The sequence below is a fragment of the Massilia sp. LjRoot122 genome (assembly GCF_964252725.1).
Lineage (GTDB): Bacteria > Pseudomonadota > Gammaproteobacteria > Burkholderiales > Burkholderiaceae_D > Telluria.
Genome location: NZ_CAXUPB020000001.1, coordinates 3,867,264 through 3,885,238, shown reverse-complemented (window position 1 = coordinate 3,885,238; position 17,975 = coordinate 3,867,264). Strand labels below are relative to the sequence as shown.

At 64.9% G+C, this 17,975-nt stretch carries 19 protein-coding genes, 1 tRNA gene and 1 riboswitch; of the genes, 9 read left to right on the top strand and 11 right to left on the bottom strand.

Annotated features, from left to right (window positions below):
- Positions 1 to 14: 14 nt before the first annotated feature.
- Positions 15 to 1,415: an L-cystine transporter gene (locus ACSQ25_RS17010; RefSeq protein WP_436106852.1), complete on the bottom strand. Its 1,401-nt coding sequence runs from the start codon at positions 1,413 to 1,415 to the stop codon at positions 15 to 17.
- A gap of 247 nt (positions 1,416 to 1,662) precedes the next feature.
- Here ACSQ25_RS17010 and ACSQ25_RS17005 point away from each other — a divergent pair, with 247 nt between their 5' ends.
- A complete protein-coding gene (locus ACSQ25_RS17005) occupies positions 1,663 to 3,354 on the top strand; it encodes a methyl-accepting chemotaxis protein (RefSeq protein ID WP_436106851.1) in 1,692 nt (563 codons plus the stop codon).
- A 38-nt stretch (positions 3,355 to 3,392) separates the two neighbouring features.
- Here ACSQ25_RS17005 and ACSQ25_RS17000 read toward each other — a convergent pair whose 3' ends face one another.
- Positions 3,393 to 3,575 carry a hypothetical protein gene (locus ACSQ25_RS17000; protein WP_436106850.1) on the bottom strand — a complete coding sequence of 61 codons (183 nt, stop codon included), beginning with the start codon at positions 3,573 to 3,575 and terminating at the stop codon, positions 3,393 to 3,395.
- Positions 3,576 to 4,141: 566 nt separating this feature from the next.
- Here ACSQ25_RS17000 and ACSQ25_RS16995 point away from each other — a divergent pair.
- The 4 genes from ACSQ25_RS16995 to ACSQ25_RS16980 all read left to right on the top strand — a co-directional run bounded on the left by ACSQ25_RS16995 (position 4,142) and on the right by ACSQ25_RS16980 (position 7,880).
- Complete coding sequence (locus ACSQ25_RS16995) at positions 4,142 to 4,561, top strand: hypothetical protein (RefSeq protein ID WP_436106849.1); 420 nt, start codon at positions 4,142 to 4,144, stop codon at positions 4,559 to 4,561.
- 325 nt (positions 4,562 to 4,886) lie between these two features.
- Positions 4,887 to 6,137, top strand: coding sequence for a CmpA/NrtA family ABC transporter substrate-binding protein (locus ACSQ25_RS16990; RefSeq protein ID WP_436108094.1), 1,251 nt, complete (start codon positions 4,887 to 4,889; stop codon positions 6,135 to 6,137).
- Positions 6,138 to 6,163: 26 nt separating this feature from the next.
- A complete protein-coding gene (gene ntrB, locus ACSQ25_RS16985) occupies positions 6,164 to 7,054 on the top strand; it encodes a nitrate ABC transporter permease (protein WP_436106848.1) in 891 nt (296 codons plus the stop codon).
- A 13-nt stretch (positions 7,055 to 7,067) separates the two neighbouring features.
- Positions 7,068 to 7,880 carry an ABC transporter ATP-binding protein gene (locus ACSQ25_RS16980; protein ID WP_436106847.1) on the top strand — a complete coding sequence of 271 codons (813 nt, stop codon included), beginning with the start codon at positions 7,068 to 7,070 and terminating at the stop codon, positions 7,878 to 7,880.
- Positions 7,881 to 7,922: 42 nt separating this feature from the next.
- On the opposite strand, the gene ACSQ25_RS16975 is transcribed toward ACSQ25_RS16980, so the two are convergent.
- From ACSQ25_RS16975 to ACSQ25_RS16935, 9 genes are all read right to left on the bottom strand, one after another.
- A tRNA-Lys gene (locus tag ACSQ25_RS16975) sits at positions 7,923 to 7,998 on the bottom strand.
- Between the two features lie 71 nt (positions 7,999 to 8,069).
- Entirely contained in the window at positions 8,070 to 8,825 is a 756-nt protein-coding gene (gene ybgF / locus ACSQ25_RS16970; RefSeq protein WP_436106846.1) for a tol-pal system protein YbgF, read from the bottom strand.
- Positions 8,826 to 8,933: 108 nt separating this feature from the next.
- Positions 8,934 to 9,455 carry a peptidoglycan-associated lipoprotein Pal gene (gene pal, locus ACSQ25_RS16965; protein WP_436106845.1) on the bottom strand — a complete coding sequence of 174 codons (522 nt, stop codon included), beginning with the start codon at positions 9,453 to 9,455 and terminating at the stop codon, positions 8,934 to 8,936.
- A 36-nt stretch (positions 9,456 to 9,491) separates the two neighbouring features.
- Positions 9,492 to 10,757, bottom strand: coding sequence for a Tol-Pal system beta propeller repeat protein TolB (gene tolB, locus ACSQ25_RS16960; RefSeq protein ID WP_436106844.1), 1,266 nt, complete (start codon positions 10,755 to 10,757; stop codon positions 9,492 to 9,494).
- Positions 10,758 to 10,776: 19 nt separating this feature from the next.
- Positions 10,777 to 11,715, bottom strand: a complete 939-nt coding sequence (gene tolA / locus ACSQ25_RS16955) for a cell envelope integrity protein TolA (RefSeq protein WP_436106843.1) — start codon at positions 11,713 to 11,715, stop codon at positions 10,777 to 10,779.
- Position 11,716: 1 nt separating this feature from the next.
- Complete coding sequence (locus ACSQ25_RS16950) at positions 11,717 to 12,151, bottom strand: biopolymer transporter ExbD (RefSeq protein ID WP_436106842.1); 435 nt, start codon at positions 12,149 to 12,151, stop codon at positions 11,717 to 11,719.
- A gap of 13 nt (positions 12,152 to 12,164) precedes the next feature.
- Positions 12,165 to 12,848 carry a protein TolQ gene (tolQ, locus tag ACSQ25_RS16945; RefSeq protein WP_436106841.1) on the bottom strand — a complete coding sequence of 228 codons (684 nt, stop codon included), beginning with the start codon at positions 12,846 to 12,848 and terminating at the stop codon, positions 12,165 to 12,167.
- 38 nt (positions 12,849 to 12,886) lie between these two features.
- Entirely contained in the window at positions 12,887 to 13,291 is a 405-nt protein-coding gene (ybgC, locus tag ACSQ25_RS16940) for a tol-pal system-associated acyl-CoA thioesterase (RefSeq protein ID WP_436106840.1), read from the bottom strand.
- Positions 13,292 to 13,509: 218 nt separating this feature from the next.
- Entirely contained in the window at positions 13,510 to 14,256 is a 747-nt protein-coding gene (locus tag ACSQ25_RS16935; protein WP_436106839.1) for an SDR family oxidoreductase, read from the bottom strand.
- Positions 14,257 to 14,401: 145 nt separating this feature from the next.
- A riboswitch (ZMP/ZTP riboswitch) is annotated at positions 14,402 to 14,518 on the top strand.
- 98 nt (positions 14,519 to 14,616) lie between these two features.
- On the opposite strand from ACSQ25_RS16935, the gene glyA reads away from it, so the two are divergent.
- From glyA to ACSQ25_RS16915, 4 genes are all read left to right on the top strand, one after another.
- On the top strand, positions 14,617 to 15,864 hold the full coding sequence (gene glyA / locus ACSQ25_RS16930; protein WP_436106838.1) for a serine hydroxymethyltransferase: 1,248 nt from the start codon (positions 14,617 to 14,619) through the stop codon (positions 15,862 to 15,864).
- Between the two features lie 53 nt (positions 15,865 to 15,917).
- A complete protein-coding gene (gene nrdR, locus ACSQ25_RS16925) occupies positions 15,918 to 16,376 on the top strand; it encodes a transcriptional regulator NrdR (RefSeq protein ID WP_436106837.1) in 459 nt (152 codons plus the stop codon).
- A gap of 111 nt (positions 16,377 to 16,487) precedes the next feature.
- Positions 16,488 to 16,994: a type IV pilus modification protein PilV gene (gene pilV / locus ACSQ25_RS16920; RefSeq protein WP_436106836.1), complete on the top strand. Its 507-nt coding sequence runs from the start codon at positions 16,488 to 16,490 to the stop codon at positions 16,992 to 16,994.
- Complete coding sequence (locus tag ACSQ25_RS16915) at positions 16,991 to 17,923, top strand: PilW family protein (RefSeq protein WP_436106835.1); 933 nt, start codon at positions 16,991 to 16,993, stop codon at positions 17,921 to 17,923. Before pilV ends, ACSQ25_RS16915 begins: the two co-directional genes overlap by 4 nt.
- The last annotated feature ends 52 nt before the right edge of the window (positions 17,924 to 17,975 follow it).

The window sequence follows — 17,975 nt, the reverse complement described above, 5'->3', positions numbered from 1 at the left end:
GCGTCGGAACCCTCTTACACAGCTTGCGATTCGCTATCTAAATTGATTTCCGCGTCGCTATGAAACACGCGCAAATCGGTCTGTCCGAGGAGGCGGCTGGTCACCGTTCCGGCCGTGATCGAGCCGCTGACGTTGAGCGCCGTGCGACCCATGTCGATCAATGGTTCCACCGAAATCAGCAGGCCCGCCAGCGCCACCGGCAAGTCCATGGCCGACAGCACGATCAGGGCGGCGAAGGTGGCGCCGCCGCCGACCCCGGCCACGCCGATCGAGCCGAAGGCAACGATCGCGAGCAGCGGCAGCAGGAAGGAGGCGGTGAACGGGTCGATGCCGACGGTCGGCGCGATCATCACCGCCAGCATGGCCGGGTAGATGCCGGCGCAGCCGTTCTGCCCGATGGTGGCGCCGAAGGAGGCGGCGAAGTTGGCGATGCCTTCCGGCGTGCCCAGGCGCGCGGTCTGGGTCGCCACGCTCATCGGGATGCTGCCGGCGCTGGTGCGCGAGGTAAAGGCGAAGGCCAGCACCGGGAAGATCTTGGCGACGAAGCGCAGCGGGTTCAGGCCGCTGCCCGCGACCAGCAGCAGGTGCACGAGGAACATCAGGGCCAGCGCGCAGTAGGAGGCGGCCACAAAACTCGCCAGGCTGAGGATGTCCTGCAGGCTCGAGCCGGCCACCATCTTGGCCATCAGGGCGAACACGCCGAAGGGCGTCAGGCGCAGCACCAGGGTGACCATGCGCATCACGATCACGTGGGCCACGTGCACGAAGTCGCTGAAGGACTGGAACACCTCGGGCTTCTTGCCGGCGATGCCGGTGGCCGAGATGCCGATGAAGATCGAGAACACCACCACCGCGATGGTCGAGGTCTTGCGCGCGCCGGTCATGTCCAGGAAAGGATTGGCCGGGATGAAGGACAGCAGCATGCTCGGCAGCGAAATCTCTTTCGCGGCGGCCAGGTTGCCTTGCAGGTATTCACCGCGCGCCACTTCGGCGGTGGAGGCCGTCAGGCCGACCGCGCTCAGGCCGAATAGCTTGGCCATCAGGATGCCGATCGCGGCCGCCACGATCGTGGTGGCGATCAGGATGCCGATCGTCAGCGTGCTGATGGTGCCGAGCGAGGCCGCATTGCGCAGCTTGAGGATGGCCTGCACGATCGAGACCATGATCAGGGGAATCACGATCATCTGGAGCAACTTCACGTAGCCGCTGCCGACCACGTCCAGCCAGGCATTGGTGCCGGCGACCTCGGGCGAGCCGGCGCCGTAGAAGGCCTGCATCGCCGCCCCCAGCACCACGCCCAGTCCGAGGCCGGTGAACACACGTTTGGTGAACGAGACGTGGTTCGCCTGCAGGCGGTAGAGCAGGACGCAGACGCCCAGTGCGAGCGTCAGGTTGATCAGGACGGGAAAGTTCATCGCGGGTCTTTAAGTGGCTAATGCACTGCGGAAATCAATGCCTGCATTCTATAGGCAAAACGGCATCGCCGTCGGGCTGGCGAATGCACCGACACGGTGCATCCGGCCGGCCTCTGTGGTAGAGCGACCACGGCGCTGCTCATCGACATGATCAGTTCGATCGATATGCGCATGGGATTGCGCAGTTGTTTCTATAATTCAAGTGTATAGAGGCATCTTCGCCGGCCAACACTCCTAGCGAGCCACCATGTTCAAACATCTCACGATCAAAACCCGCCTCGTCTTCGTCATCACCTTCCTCGCCGCCGAACTGGTCGCCGGCGCCGTCATCGGCATCTATAACCTGGGCGTCGCCAACGACGAGCTGAAGAGCTTGCACGACGACCGTGTCGTGCCGATCGGCCAGCTCAGCCGCGTGATGCAGCTGATCACGACCAATCAGCTGCTGGTCGGAAAAGCTGCGGACGCTGCCGACAATGCCCAGCGCGACGCTTTCCTGTCCCAGGTCGAAGCCAATGTGGCTGCGGTGAATACCACCTGGAAGGCATACGAGCAAACCGAACTGACGCCCGAGGAAGCGGCGCTGGTGGCGAAATTCGTCGATGCGCGCAAGTCCTTCCTGGCCCAGGGCCTGCTGCCGGCGGTCGCGGCGGTGCGTGGCGGCGATGCCGCACTGGCCAAGCAGCTGGTGACGGGCGAGATGGCGCGCCGCTTCCAGCCTGTGGGCGAGCTCGGCACTCAGTTGCTCGACCTTCAGGAGCGCGTGGCGCAACAGGAATACGAGCAGTCGCAGGCGAGCTTCCGGACCGTGCGGATGGTCTGCCTGGCCGGTCTCGCATTCGGCCTGCTGATGGCAGCCGTGGTGGGCTGGATGCTGGTGCGCGCGATCGTGCGCCCGATCGAACAGGCCGTCGAGATCGCCGGTGCCGTCGCCGCGGGCGACCTGACCCGGAAGATCGAGGTGAACTCGCAGGACGAGACCGGCCGCCTGTTGCTGGCGCTGCGCGACATGAATACCTCGCTGGTGCAGATCGTCACCCGCGTGCGCGGCGGTACCGACACCATTGCCACCGCCTCCGGCCAGATTGCCGCCGGCAACCTCGACCTGTCCGCGCGTACCGAGCAGCAGGCCGGTTCGCTGGAAGAGACCGCATCCTCGATGGAAGAACTGACCTCGACCGTCAAGCAGAACGCCGACAATGCGCGCCAGGCCAATGCCCTGGCGGCCTCTGCCCAGCAAGTGGCGGGCAAGGGCGGCGCCGTGGTCGAGCAGGTGGTGGCCACGATGGGCGCGATCAACAACTCGGCGACCCGCATCGTGGACATCATCTCGGTCATCGACGGCATCGCTTTCCAGACCAATATCCTGGCGCTGAACGCGGCGGTGGAAGCGGCGCGCGCGGGCGAACAGGGCCGCGGCTTCGCCGTGGTCGCCGGGGAAGTGCGCAACCTCGCCCAGCGCAGCGCTGCGGCAGCCAAGGAGATCAAGGCGCTGATCGACGATTCAGTCGAGAAAGTGCATCACGGTTCGATGCTGGTCGACCAGGCCGGTGCGACCATGGCGGACATCGTGCAGAGCGTCGGCCGCGTGACCGATATCATGGCCGAGATCACGGCCGCGAGTCAGGAGCAGACCGCCGGTATCGAACAGATCAACAGCGCCGTGTCGCAGATGGACGAGGTGACGCAGCAGAACGCGGCGCTGGTCGAGCAGGCTTCGGCGGCGGCGCAGTCGTTGCAGCAGGAAGCGGCGGAGCTGGCGCAGGCGGTCGGGATTTTCAGGCTCGATGCGCAGGCGGCGCCTGTAGTGGCGGCGCGTCCGGCGAAGGCAGCGGGCGCGATTGCGATGAAGCCGCGCAAGGCAGCCGCCCTAGCGCCAGCCCGCAGGGAGGCCGCGACGCGCAAGGCGGAAGCGACCGAAGGCTGGGAAGAGTTCTGATGGCAAGGCCGCGGGCCTGGCGGCCCGCGGCCTCGTTTTTATTCGAGGGCGATGACGATTGCCGCCAGGCCGAGGCAGAGGCTGACGGCAAGGCCGACCCGCTGGCGCAGGCGGCGGCTGTTCGAGACGATGCTCTTTGCGAAAGTGCGCTTCGGCGCGTTTGGATTGCTGCGGTCGACGGTGCCCGGATGGATGCGTGGATGCGAATGCTCGGTGTTCATGATGGCTTCCTGATTTGCCGCCTCCACCGGAGGCTGGCGTTCAATGGGTAGTGTTCAATGCGTGGCGCCCCTGGATGGCGCGACAATGCTGGCGAGTGGCCCGGCGGAAGACGCACTGGGCGCCAGCCGAGCTCAGGCAAGCCGGATAGCGTGCGCGGCCCTATGCACGCGAACTTGCCGCACTGGATGTTATCTATTTTACATCCAGGATTGCTGATGACAAGGGCGTACACGATTGCTTACAATCTCAAGCAATTTCCGTGAAACAACAATATCCCGCTGCCGCTCGCTAAAGTCAAGTGGATGCAGAGGGGCGTAGGGGGAAACCAACACTTACGCTGAGCGGGAGACCGTGAAAACCGGACGGACAGGAATACAATTCGATACAAAAAACTGTCCGAGCATGTTGTTTTTGTATCATTTCAAGCAAGTCTGACTTCGCGGCGATCGAGACCGTTTCGTGATGTCCGCCAAAGACACCTTGCAGGTAGCGGACCCCGCCCTAGACTGGAATGAGCCACGCTGGCCTCGCCAGCGCGCCTGTCCCGTGTCCTGAAGGAGTCATCATGCGCCGCCTCGCCCTACTTAGTGCCATTCCCCTGTTTCTTCTGGCCGCCGATGCCGTGGCCCAGTCACACAGTTACCCTGCCACGAGCTCGTCGATCTCGAGCGTGCAGGTGACCGCCCCGGCCCGCACCGCCAGGGTCTACCAGGAACACCTCGATGCCGTGCGTGGAGCGTACGCCCTGTCGAATGGCTGGCGCATGAAGGTCGGCACGACCGCCAACGGCATCAGTGCACAGATCGACCGGCAGCCGGTCATCCGCCTGGTGGCCGTGTCGCCGGACCGCTTCGTATCGCGCGACGGCAATGTGACGATGGATTTCAACCGCGGCGAGAACGGCGATGACATGCTGATGAGCTACGTCCCGAGCGACCGCCTGGCCGAGGTCATCGTCGTGGGGGCCACCCTGGCCCAGCGCTGAGGCGCCGCACCACGGCCGCCCATGCGGCGGCACACTGTTCTCCCAAAATGATGCGCTGCACAATCACTGTGCGGCGCATCTGCCATTGCACGGTGCATCAGCCATCCGGCCGGTCGCCGCTTCCCTCTGCAGACCTTGCTGGCACGGCGCTTGCATATTGACATTGGCGCAACGAAGCGCACGAGCCCTGCCAGCGCCGGCAGAGCCACCCGGACAACGACGTCTACCCGAACATGAGCAGCTTCATGTGGGGTACGCGTCGCTTTTTTTTGCCTGAACATAAAGGACCGCGATGAAATACCAGAAACTCGAAGCGAAGAGCACCATGCCGCAAGCTGCCGACGGGGTGAGCGTCACGCGCAGGAATTTCATGCAGGGTGCGGGCGTGGCTGCGGGAGCAAGCCTGCTGGGCCTGGCATCGGGTGGCGCCTGGGCCGCCGGTTCGGACAAGCCGGAAAAGGAAGAAATCAGGATCGGCTTCATCCCGCTGACCGATTGCGCGTCGGTCGTGATGGCCTCGGTGCTGGGCCTCGACAAGAAGTACGGCGTCAAGTTCGTGTTGAGCAAGGAGGCTTCCTGGGCCGGCGTGCGCGACAAGCTGGCCAATGGCGAGCTGGACGCCGCCCACGTGCTCTACGGCCTGCTCTACGGCGTGCAGATGGGGATCGGCGGCCAGAAGAAGGACATGGCAGTGCTGATGGGCCTGAACAACAACGGCCAGGCCATCACGCTCTCGAAACAGCTGTCCGACAAGGGGGCGGTCGACGGCGCATCGCTGGCGAAGCTCATGCGCACCGAGAAGCGCGAATACACCTTCGCCCAGACCTTCCCGACCGGCACCCATGCGATGTGGCTGTACTACTGGCTGGCGGCCAACGGCATCAACCCGATGAAGGACGCCAAGGTCATCACCGTGCCGCCGCCCCAGATGGTGGCCAATATGCGGGTCGGGAACATGGATGGCTTCTGCGTGGGCGAGCCCTGGGGCCACCGCGCCATCATGGACAAGGTCGGCATCACGGCCGTCACCACCCAGGACATCTGGCGCGACCACCCGGAGAAAGTGTTGGGCAGCACGCTCGAATTCGCCAGGAAGCATCCGAACACCTGCCGCGCCATGATGGCCGCCATCCTCGAAGCCGGCAAATGGATCGATTCCTCGCTGGCCAACAAGAACAGGATGGCCGAAGTCATCGCCAGCAAGTCCTACGTCAACACCAGCAAGGATGCCATCGACCAGCGCATCATGGGCCGCTACCAGAACGGCCTCGGCAAGACCTGGGACGACCCGAACCACATGAAGTTCTACAACGAGGGCGCGGTCAATTTCCCCTACCTGTCGGACGGCATGTGGTTCATGACCCAGCACCGCCGCTGGGGCTTGCTGAAGGACGACCCGGACTACCTGGCCGTGGCTTCAAGCGTCAACCAGGTCGAGCTGTACAAGGAAGCCGCCACCATGACCAGGACACCGATTCCGAAGAGCCCGCTGCGCAGTTCGAAACTCATGGACGGCGCCGTCTGGGATGGCCGGAATCCGAAAGCCTACGCCGCCTCGTTCAAGATCAAGGTCTGAATCCCATCGTCTGACAAGGAGCTGCCATGAGCGCCATCCTGAGATCCCTCCCCAAGCCGCCGGTCGCCGCGCCGACGGCATCCGCACGTTCGCTGCCGGCACGCAAGCCGGCCGCCGTGGCCGCCCGCGGCGCGCAGCCACTCGCCAGGATCGTCCAGCTGATCCTGCCGCCGCTGCTGGGCATCGCCCTGGTGGTGCTGGCCTGGCACATCATCGCCAGCCGCAATACGGCCTTCCCGACGCCGCAGGCGACCCTGCAGGAAGCCATCGTCCTGTTCGCCGACCCGTTCTACCGCAACAGCCCGAACGACCAGGGCATCGGCTGGAACGTGCTGGCTTCGCTGAAGCGGGTGGCGCTGGGCTTCGGCCTGGCCGCGCTGGTCGGCATCCCGCTCGGCTTCATGATCGGCCGGTTGGCCTTCGTGGGCCGCATGTTCGCGCCCATCATCAGCCTGCTCAAGCCGGTGTCGCCGCTGGCCTGGCTGCCGATCGGCCTGCTGGTGTTCAAGTCGGCCGACCCGGCCGCGATCTGGTCCATCTTCATCTGCTCGATCTGGCCGATGGTCATCAATACCGCTGTCGGCGTGCAGCGCGTGCCGCAGGACTACATGAACGTGGCGCGGGTGCTGAACTTGTCCGAATGGAAGGTCTTGACCAAGATCCTGCTGCCCTCGGCGCTGCCCTACATCCTCACCGGCGTGCGCCTGGCGATCGGCACCGCCTGGCTGGTCATCGTGGCGGCGGAAATGCTCACCGGCGGGGTCGGCATCGGTTTCTGGGTGTGGGACGAGTGGAACAACCTGAACGTGTCGCACATCATCATCGCGATCGTCATCATCGGCGTGGTCGGCCTGCTGCTGGAGCAGGCCCTGGTGGCCCTGGCCCGTGCGCTGACCCACGAACAGACCGCCAACTGAAGGAGGAACGAGCATGAACCATCCGAATCCGAAGTTCATCGACATCAGCGGCGTGGAGATGGCCTTCCACACGAAGAAAGGCGTGTTCCACGCGCTGCAGGGCATCGACCTGGCCGTGCGCAAGGGCGAGTTCATCACCCTGATCGGCCACTCGGGCTGCGGCAAGTCGACCCTGCTCAACCTGATCGCCGGCCTCCTGAAGCCGACCGAGGGCGTGCTGCTGTGCGCCAACCGCGAGATTGCCGGGCCCTCGCCGGAGCGGGCCGTGGTGTTCCAGAACCACTCGCTGCTGCCCTGGCTGACCTGCTACGAGAACATCCATCTCGGGGTGGAGCGGGTGTTCGGCGGGCTTGAATCGCGCGCCCAGCTGCGCCAGCGCACCCAGGCTGCGCTGGCCCTGGTGGGTCTGGCCAGCGCCGAAGGCAAGCGCCCGCACGAGATCTCGGGCGGCATGAAGCAGCGGGTCGGCATCGCCCGCGCGCTGGCGATGGAACCGAAGGTGTTGCTGATGGACGAACCCTTCGGCGCCCTCGATGCGCTGACCCGCGCCCACTTGCAGGACGAGCTGCTCAAGATCGTCGCGGCTACCAAATCCACGGTGGTGATGGTGACGCACGACGTGGACGAGGCGGTGCTGTTGTCGGACCGCATCGTCATGCTGACCAACGGCCCGGCGGCGACCATCGGCGAGATCGTCGAGGTGGAGCTGGAGCGGCCACGCGACCGCGTGGCACTGGCCCAGGATGCGCGCTATACCGAGCATCGCAGGGTGGTGCTGGAGTTCCTGTACCGGAAGCAGGCGCATCCGGCGGCACAAGCGGCCTGAAAACAAAAACGCCAACCCGAAGGTTGGCGTTTTGTTGAAACTTGGTAGGCCGTGCGGGATTCGAACCTGCGACCAACGGATTAAAAGTCCGCTGCTCTACCAGCTGAGCTAACGACCCGAAGAAGCGAGATTATAGGCTGCGCCGCGTTCGCTGTCAAATACCACACAACATCGTAGCGCAGCCTGAGCTTATTTCAGCGAGGCCAGGCGGTCCTTGGCGGTCTTGGCCGCGCTCGACTCCGGATACTTCGAGACCAGCTGCTGCAGCGCCTTCTTGGCGTTCTTGCTGTCCTTCAGCAGGGCGTAGCTGCTGCCGATGTTCAGCATCGCGTCCGGCACCTTGGGGCTGCTGGAGTAGGTCGTGGTCAGCACTTCCTGGGCGGCGATGGCCTTCTTGTAGTCGCCCAGTGCAAAGTAGGCATTGCCCAGCCAGTACTGCGCGTTGGCGGCATAGGCCGAGTCCGGGTAGCGGCGCACGAAGTCCTGCAGCGCGGCGCTGGCGCCCTTGTAGTCGCCGGTCTGGAACAGGGCGGTGGCGCTGTCGTAGGCGCTCTTCTCGGACGGCAGCACCTGGGCGACCTGGCCGTCCACGGTTTCCTGTTGCGGCTCGATCTTCTTGATGCGGGCGTCGAGGTCGGCGTAGAGCTGCTTCTGGCTTTCCTGGGCGCGGGCGATCTGGTTGGCCAGCACTTCGATCTGGCCGCGCAGGCGCGAGATTTCCTGCATGGTCTGCTCGTGCTGGTTCAGCATGTCGAGCTGGACGGTCTTGTCCGACTTGTTCTCGATCTGGGTCTTCAGCTCGCGGGCAACGGCGTCGACCTTGGCGCGCAGCTCGAGGATGGCCTTGCGCGCTTCGTCGTCGTCGAGCAGGCCGGCGGAGGCCTGCAGCGGCATCCAGGCTGCCAGGATCAGGCAGGCAAGACGGGACGGGGACAGTTTCATCATGGTGTTTTCCGATTGCAGAGTAAAAACGGGGCGGATGCAGTCTGCACTGCTGTCCGCCCCGCTGTCAATCAGCCGAGTCTTAAATCTATCAGCTTGATTGCCAGAAGATTACTGATAAACGATGTCTGCGCGGCGGTTTTCAGCCCATGCAGCTTCGTCGCTGCCGGTGGCCTTCGGCTTTTCTTCGCCCAGCGACACGGCTTCCATCTGGTTTTCCGACACGCCCAGCGAGGACATCGCACGACGGACGGCTTCAGCACGCTTCTGGCCCAGGGCCAGGTTGTACTCGGTGCCGCCGCGCTCGTCGGTGTTACCCTGGATCAGGACCTTGCGGCCGGTGTTCTTGGTCAGGTAGCCCGAGTGGTTGGCGACGACCGGCTTGCCGTCTTCGCGCACGACGAAGCTGTCGTAGTCGAAGTAGACGCTGCGGTTGGCCAGCACGCCTTTCGGATCGTTCAGCGGATCGACGCTGCCGGTCTCGACCGGGCGGATTTCGCGTGCCGGTTCAGCCGGGGCTGCGGTCGGGGTCGGGGTCTTTTCGACGACCGGGGTCTCTTGCAGTTTGGTCGACGAGCAAGCGGTCAGCAGGACGGCCGAAGCGATGAGGGCTACTTTCTGGAAGTTGCGCATGGTTTTTCTCCTTGTCTATTAAAGATTTACTGCTATTTACTTCATGAAGGGACCCCAGCTGGGCTCCCGAATGTTTCCCGCATTGGTGGTCAAGCGCTGCTTCACCCGTCCATCCACCGAGACCACGGCGAGCGAGACACGCCCGCCGCCTTTGGTCGCATACATGATGTACTTGCCGTTAGGCGAAAAACTCGGTTCGGTGGCCCCTTCGGCCAGGCGCAGCTCCTGGCCGCTGGCCAGGTCCATCGCGTAAAGAGAAAAACCGCCGCCACGCTGGGAAATCCAGGCCAGTGTCTTGCCGTCCGAAGACACGCGCGGGCTGATGTTGTAATTGCCGTTGAAGGTCACGCGGGTCGGATTGCCGCCGGTGACGCTCATCTTGTAGACCTGCGGACCGCCGCTGCGGTCGCTGGTGAAGTAAATAGTCTGGCCGTCGGCCGAGAACTGGGGCTCGGTATCGATCGACGGGCTGTTGGTCAGGCGGCGGTGGCCGGTGCCATCCGAGTTCACGGTATAGATTTCGGTATTGCCGTCTTTCGACAGGGCGACGGCCAGGGTGCGGCCGTCCGGCGACCAGGCGGGCGCCGAGTTGTTGCCCTTCAGGTTGGAGATCACGTTGCGGCGGCCGGTCATCAGGTCTTGCAGGTAGACCACCGGCTTGCGGTCTTCCATCGAGACGTAGGCGACCTTGGTGCCGTCCGGCGCCCAGGCCGGCGAGATGATCGGCTCGCGGCCGCGCGCGGCCACGACTTCGTTCTCGCCGTCGGCGTCGGCCACGGCCAGGGTGTAGTTGCGGCCGGCGCGGTCTTCCTTGACGTAGGCGATGCGGGTCGAGAAGATGCCGCGCACGCCGGTCAGCTTTTCGTAGACGTCGTCGGCGATGCGGTGGGCCTGCAGGCGGATGTATTTCGGCTGCACTTCGCCGCCCAGCTGCGAGATCTGGGCGCCCTTGACCGTGTCGTGCAGCTTGTAGCGCACCGCGAAGCGGCCGTCCGGACCGCGCGACACGCTGCCGACCACCAGGGCGTCGGCGCCGCTGGCGCGGAAGGCGGCCAGGTCGACGCTGGCGCTGTCGCTGATGACCCGTCCGGCGTCGATGACCTTGAATACGCCGCTGCGCTCGAGGTCGGCACGGATGATGTCGGACACGTCGGCCGGAGCCAGTCCTTCGTCGGCGAAGGCGGCGACCGCGACCGGGATCTGGTTGCTGCCGACACCGGCGATCTCGACCTTGATCTGGGCTTGGGTCGCCGTACCCATCAGCAGGGTGGCGCTAAACAGCAGGTAATGGAGTTTTTTCATAGTCTGTCTTCAGTAGCGATCAGTCGTAGTCTTTCATCGAGAAGTTGACGTCGAGCGTGCGTTCCACCGTGCCGTCTTTCTTCTTCGGGAGCGGGGATGCCTTTTTGATACCATTTTCCACTGCTCTGTCAAACTCAGGCACACCGCTGCTTTTCACCAGGCGCACCGACATGATTTCGCCGGTCGGCAACTGCTCGACCTTGAAGATGGCCTTCGGATTGCCCGGCATCGTGGTGCTGCCGCCATAGGCGGTATTGCTCTTGATCGCGGCGGTGATCGCGGCCACGTAGCCGCTGTCGGCCTTCGGCGCCGTCGATTTCTGGGCGGTGCCGGTCGTGCCCATGGCGCCGACCATGCGCTTGAGTTCGTCTTGGGCCAGCTTCGCGAGCTTGGCGGCTTCGGCCTTTTCGGCTTCCGCCTTTTTCTTGGCTTCGGCGAGCTTGGCGGCTTGCTCTTTCTTTTTCTTCTCCGCCTCTTCCTTCTTGGCGAGTTCCTTCTTTTCCGCTTCCTCTTTCTTTTTCTTTTCCGCGAGTTCCTTGCGTTCCTCTTCCTTGCGCTCGCGTTCCTTCTTCTCGGCCAGCTCGCGTTTTTCCAGTTCCTTGCGCTCTTTCTCGCGCTGCAGGTTGATGTCCGGCGGCGTCGGCGCGGGACGTTCCACCGGCGGCGGTTCGACCGGACGCGGCGGCGGAGCGGGCTCGGGTTCGGGTTCCGGCTCGGGTGCCGGTGGGGGCGGGAGGGTCGGCGCGGCGGCGCTCTGGACCGACATGTCCCAGACTTCGGCCTCGACCGCGACCGGTTCGTTGCTCTGCCAGCTGATGCCGAACCACAGGAAGAAGATCAGGACGGCGTGCACGGCCACTGCCAGCAGGAAGGCTGGCATGCGGCTCGGTTCTGGCGGCACCTGGTAGGGCGCGCCGGCGGTAGCAGGCTGAGGGGCGGGCTTCAATGCGGCTGACATATCACTTGGTGGCAAGTCCCACCCGGTTAATGCCCATCTTCTTCGCTTCCGAAATCAGCTGGATCACGTCATCGTATTTGCTGTCGCGGTCGCCTTCAATCAAGACCGGGTAGTCCGGATTCTCCTCGTGCAGGGCGCGCAGGCGTTCGAGCAGGGCGGTGCGGTCGGCCACTTCTTCCGACGCGAGCTTCTGCTTGCCGCCGACGCCGATCGACAGCTTGTTGTCCGGCTGGACCGAGATCCGGATATAGGTGTCCGGCGGCAGCGCCGACTTTTCGGCGCTCGGCAGGTTGACGACGCTCGGCGCTTCGTTGGCCGGCACCGCCATGAAGATGATGAGCAGCACCAGCATCACGTCGATGTAGGGCACGACGTTGATCTCGGATTTGAACTTGCGTTTGCGTCCGCCGCGCAGGCTGCTGCTGGAAAAGGCCATCCTGTCCTCCGTCTCAGCGCGCCTGGCGCTGCAGGATGTTCGAGAATTCTTCGACGAAGCTCTCGAAGCGGATCGCCAGGCGGTCGATGTCGTGGGTGAAGCGGTTGTACGCCACCACCGCCGGGATCGCGGCGAACAGGCCGATCGCGGTGGCGATCAGGGCTTCGGCGATGCCGGGCGCGACCACTGCCAGCGTCGCCTGCTGCACGCTGGCCAGGCCGCGGAAGGAGTTCATGATGCCCCACACGGTGCCGAGCAGGCCGATGTAGGGCGAGACCGAACCGACCGAGGCCAGGAAGTTCAGGTGGATGTCGAGGGCGTCGAGTTCGCGCTGGAAGGCGGCGCGCATGGCGCGGCGCGAGCCGTCCAGCACCGGACCCATGTCCGCGACGTCGCGCGCGGCCTGCTTGCCCTTGATGAATTCGCCCATGCCGGATTCGAAGATGCGTGCCAGCGGACCGCTCTGGTCGCGCTGGGCGCTGGCGCTCTGGTGCAGGGTGTGCAGGTTGCCGCCGGCCCAGAAGCTGCGCTCGAACTGCTCGGTTTGGCTACGTGCGGCGCGCAGCGCGAACACCTTGCGGAAGATATAGGTCCAGCTCACGATCGAGAGGATCAGCAACAGGGCCATGATCAACTGCACCAGCGGGTGGGCATTGAAGATCAGGGCGGTCAACGAAAGGTCTGGGGTCTCGGTCATCGGTAAGGCTTCTGTTGTCGGATTATTCAGGCGCTCGTTTATGCGGCGCGCATTTTATCAGCAGCATGGTCTGGAAGCGAACGTGGCCGCATGGTCGCGATGTCGACACAGCCGACCTTGACGCTGGCACTGGTCAGCAGCAGCTCGCCTTTCCAGGCCTGCTGGGCGAACTGGACCGATGCGCGGCCGAGCTTTTCGACCGTGGTGCGGATGGTCAGCACATCGTCCAGCCGGGCCGGCGCATGGTAGTCCAGGGAGGCGCTCTTGACGACGAAAGCGCTGCCGTCCGCGTCCAGCAATTCCTGCTGGCCGACGCCGGCCGCACGCAGCCATTCGGTGCGCGCACGTTCGAAGAATTTCAGGTAATTGGCGTAAAACACGATGCCACCGGCGTCGGTATCTTCGTAATAGACCCTGACTGTCCAGTCAAAAGCTGAAGGCATTTCCCCTGCCATTAATTTTAAATAGGAAACATTTTACGCGATTTTGCCCTCCCTATGTACGCTTGCGAACATAGGGGAGGGAAAAGGTCGGGCGTGCCTTTCGCTAAAGGCAGCTACGGTGCGCAGTAGTAGACGTGAAACATAGCCGAAAGGCCAATTACTGTAACACTTTCTCACAATTGCAGAGCGCGCGATACAGGTGGTAAATACAGTGAAAATCAGCCGCGCTTGATCGTGAACGGCGAGAATCCCTGGCAGGTCGGCATCAGTTCGATGCTGTTGACGTTGACGTGGGGCGGCAGGGTCGCGATCCAGTAGGCCGTGTTCGCGATGTCCTCGGCCGTGAGCGGCTGCGTGCCTTCATACACCTTGGCCGCGGCCGCGTCGTCGCCCTTGAAGCGCACGTTCGAGAACTCGGTGCCGCCGCACAGGCCGGGCGCCAGGTTGGTCGCGCGCACGCCGGTGCCGACCAGGTCGGCGCGCAGGTTCAGGGTGAACTGCTCGACGAAGGCCTTGGTCGCGCCATACACGTTCCCGCCCGGGTAAGGGTAATGGCCCGCCACCGAACCCAGGTTGATCACCAGGCCGCTGCCGCGTGTCACCATCGCCGGCAGTACGGCGCGGGTCATGGTCACCAGGCCCTGGCAGTTGGTGGCGATCATGGTGTCCCAGTCTTCCAGCGGCACTTCGTGGGCCGGCTTGGTGTTCAGCGCCAGGCCGGCATTGTTGACGAGCACGTCGATGTCGCGCCAGCCTTCCGGCAGGCCGGCCAGGGCGGCCTCGATCGAGGCCCGGCTGGTGACGTCCAGCGTGACCGGCAGGGCGGCGTCGCCCAGTTCGCGCGCCAGTTCGGCGATGCGCTCGGTGCGGCGCGCGGCCAGGATGGCACGGTGGCCGTTGCGGACGAAAATGCGGGCCATCGCGGCGCCGAAGCCGGCCGAAGCGCCGGTGATGAAGACGATCATGGTGAGTCCTGAGGGCGGTGGATCTGAAAATTGTAGCCGAAGTGGCTACAAGTCTGCTGACGCCGGTTTGCCAGGCTGCTGGCTTGTTAAGAAGACAGCTGTTTCCTTGCCCTAAGGGGCCCGGATCACATACAATCTTCTCATTTACGTCTCACGTAACTGGCGAAACACCGTGCGCCGCGCCTTCCGCGTCGCGCCCGGCAAAGGTGGACACCCACCGGGGAACGTGAGATGCCACTCGCCGTTCGCCTGGGCAGCCACCAACTGGTACGTGACGTATCGCGGGCTGCCTGTGCGCCTGCCGGTCCCGCCGCTTACGCGCTGCCCGTTGCCTGGTATTTCTCTCGATTGGAGTTTTACATGTTTGCCAAAGATCATACGCTTTCCAATATCGACCCGGAACTGTGGGATGCCATCCAAAAAGAAAACGTTCGCCAGCAAGACCACATCGAACTGATCGCATCCGAGAACTACACCTCGCCGGCCGTGATGGAAGCGCAGGGCTCGCAGCTGACCAACAAGTACGCCGAAGGCTATCCGGGCAAGCGCTACTACGGCGGTTGCGAATACGTCGACGTCGCCGAGCAGCTGGCGATCGACCGCCTGAAGCAACTGTTCGGCGCTGAAGCCGCCAACGTGCAGCCGAACTCGGGCTCGCAGGCCAACCAGGGCGTGTTCTTCGCCATGCTCAAGCCTGGCGACACCATCATGGGCATGTCGCTGGCCGAAGGCGGTCACCTGACCCACGGCATGGCGCTGAACATGTCGGGCAAATGGTTCAACGTCGTGTCCTACGGCCTGACCGAGCAGGAAGACATCGATTACGAGGCCATGGAACGCCTGGCGCGCGAGCACAAGCCGAAGATGATCATCGCCGGCGCCTCCGCCTTCGCGCTGCGCATCGACTTCGAGCGCTTCGCCCGCATCGCCAAGGAAGTCGGCGCCTACTTCATGGTCGACATGGCCCACTACGCCGGCCTGATCGCCGCGGGCGAATACCCGAACCCGGTGCCGCATGCCGACTTCGTCACCTCGACCACGCACAAGTCGCTGCGCGGCCCGCGCGGTGGCATCATCCTGATGAAGGCCGAGTTCGAGAAGCAGATCAATTCCGCGATCTTCCCGGGCATCCAGGGCGGTCCGCTGATGCACGTCATCGCCGGCAAGGCCGTGGCCTTCAAGGAAGCGCTGTCGCCGGAATTCAAGGAATACCAGAAGCAGGTGGTCAAGAACGCCGCCGCCCTGGCCAACACCCTGACCGAGCGCGGCCTGCGCATCGTCTCGGGCCGTACCGAGTCGCACGTGATGCTGGTCGACCTGCGTTCGAAAGGCCTGACCGGCAAGGAAGCGGAAGCGATCCTGGGCCAGGCACACATGACCTGCAACAAGAACGGTATCCCGAACGACCCGCAGAAGCCTTTCGTCACCTCGGGCATCCGCCTCGGCAGCCCGGCCTTCACCACCCGCGGCTTCAAGGAAGAAGACGCGGTCAAGGTGGGCCACCTGATCGCCGACGTGCTGGACAATCCGCACGACGCCGCGACCATCGAGCGCGTCAAGGCGGAAGTGAAGCAGCTGACCGACAAGTATCCGGTCTACGCGAAGTAAGGCAACCTGGGGCCGCTTCTGAAGCGGCCCATTTTCAGTAGCATCCGGCGCCCATGAAATGTCCGTTCTGCCAGCATGAAGATACCCAGGTCCTCGACACCCGCGTGTCCGAGGAAGGGGACGCCATCCGCCGGCGCCGGCGCTGCGCGAAGTGCGACAAGCGCTTCACCACCTACGAGCGCATCGAGCTGTCGATGCCGATCATCGTCAAGAAGAACGGCAGCCGCACCGAGTTCTCGTCCAACAAGCTGCGCGGCAGCCTGATGCTGGCGCTGCGCAAGCGCCCGGTCGCCGCCGAGGCCATCGACACCGCGGTCGCCACCATCGAAGAAAAGCTCCTGACCAGCGGCCGCCGCGAGGTCGACACCGGCTACGTCGGCGAGCTGGTGATGCACGAACTCAAGCGGCTCGACAAGATCGCCTACATCCGCTTCGCCTCGGTCTACAAGAATTTCGAAGACCTGGCCGAGTTCCAGGAAGCGCTGGCCGAAGTCGGCCACCCTCGCAAGTAAACCGCACTCTCAGCAGTTCCCCTGACACGATTGCGCCAGCTCAGGGCTGGCCGGCGCTCGCCTGATAACTTCGCAGCTCGCAGTCGACCGGGAGGGCATGTGGGGGCAAGAATGGGGGGATTCACGCTGGCCGAGGTGCTGGTCGCGCTGTTCGTGCTGGCCATCGGCATCGTCGGCGCCGGGGCGACCCAGCTGACGGCCGAACGCACGCGCCAGCAGTCGGCGCTGCTGTCCGAAGCGGCGCAGCTGGCGGCCTCGCTGGCGGCGCGCATGCAGGTCAATCCTGCGGTGGCCGGCCTGCCCGACGGCACCAATCCCTACCTCGCCTTCGGCTATGACGCGGCCGGCGGCCCGCCGGAGGGCGGCGGCAGCTGCTACGGCGCCGCCGCTTGCACCCCGGCCCAGCTCGCCGAGTCCGACCTGCATGACATCCGCCAGGCGCTGCACGCCCACTTCCCGCGCGGCCGCATCGCCGTGTGCCGCGACGGCTCGCCCTGGGACAGCGCCACCCGCCGCTTTCGCTGGAGCTGCGACGGCAACGCCCGCGCGCTGCCGGTCGTCAAGCTGGGCTGGCAGGGCACGGGCGATGCGCCCGGCTACGTGGCGGTGATCCGATGATTTTCCAACGAGGCATGTCGCTGGTCGAGCTGCTGGTCGCCATGACGGTCGGCCTGGGCGTGCTGCTCGGCGCGGCCGGCCTGTTCATCTGGGCCAACCGGGCCTTTGCCGCCCAGCTGGAGACGGCCGCGATGGACGACGCCGGACGCTATGCCCTGGAAGCGATCGCCAGGGCGGTGCGGCAGGCGGCGGCAGCCGACTGGGAAGGCGCCAGTACCGGACCGGATCCCGCTGCGCCGGCGCGCCTGGCCGGGCTCGATGCCAGCAGCGTGCACCGGACCGCCTTCGGCATCGACAACGCATCCGCCGCTGCCGCCGATGTGGTGAACGGCAGCGACGTGCTGGCCGTCCGTTTCCCGGGCACGGGCGCGGCGCCGAATGGCGACGGCACCAGCCTCGATTGCGCCGGCTTCAGCGTGCACCGCGACGAGGAAGGCTGGAGCATCTTCTACGTCGCCCGCAACGCCCAGGGCGATGCCGAGCTGCGCTGCAAGTACCGGGGCGCCGGCGCGTGGTCGGCGGACGCGGTGGTCGGCGCGGTCGACAGCTTCCAGGTGCTGTACGGACTCGACGCGGATGCCGACGGGGCGCCGGAGCGTTACGTCAACGCCAGCGCCCTGGCCGGACTGGACGCCGGGCTCGCGCTCGCCGGCGCGACTGCCGCCGAGCGCGCGGCGGACCTGCGCCGGCGCACCCACTGGAAGAAGATCGTGAGCGTACGGGTGGCGCTCTTGCTGCATGGTCCAGTCAGCCGGATCGGGACGGCGGGCGATGCCGTCTACGCGTTGTTCGGGCGCGGCTACGGCGAGCTGGCCGGTGCGGACGATGCCGGCACGCGCCTGCGGGAGGCAGCCCTGTCCGCCGGCGCCGCGCCGCGCTACCGCAAGGTATTCGGCACCACGATCGCGCTGCCGGTGCGCATGCGCTGAGGGCGGCATGATGGCATCCACCCGGCGTTCCAGGCAGCGGAAGGAGGAGCGT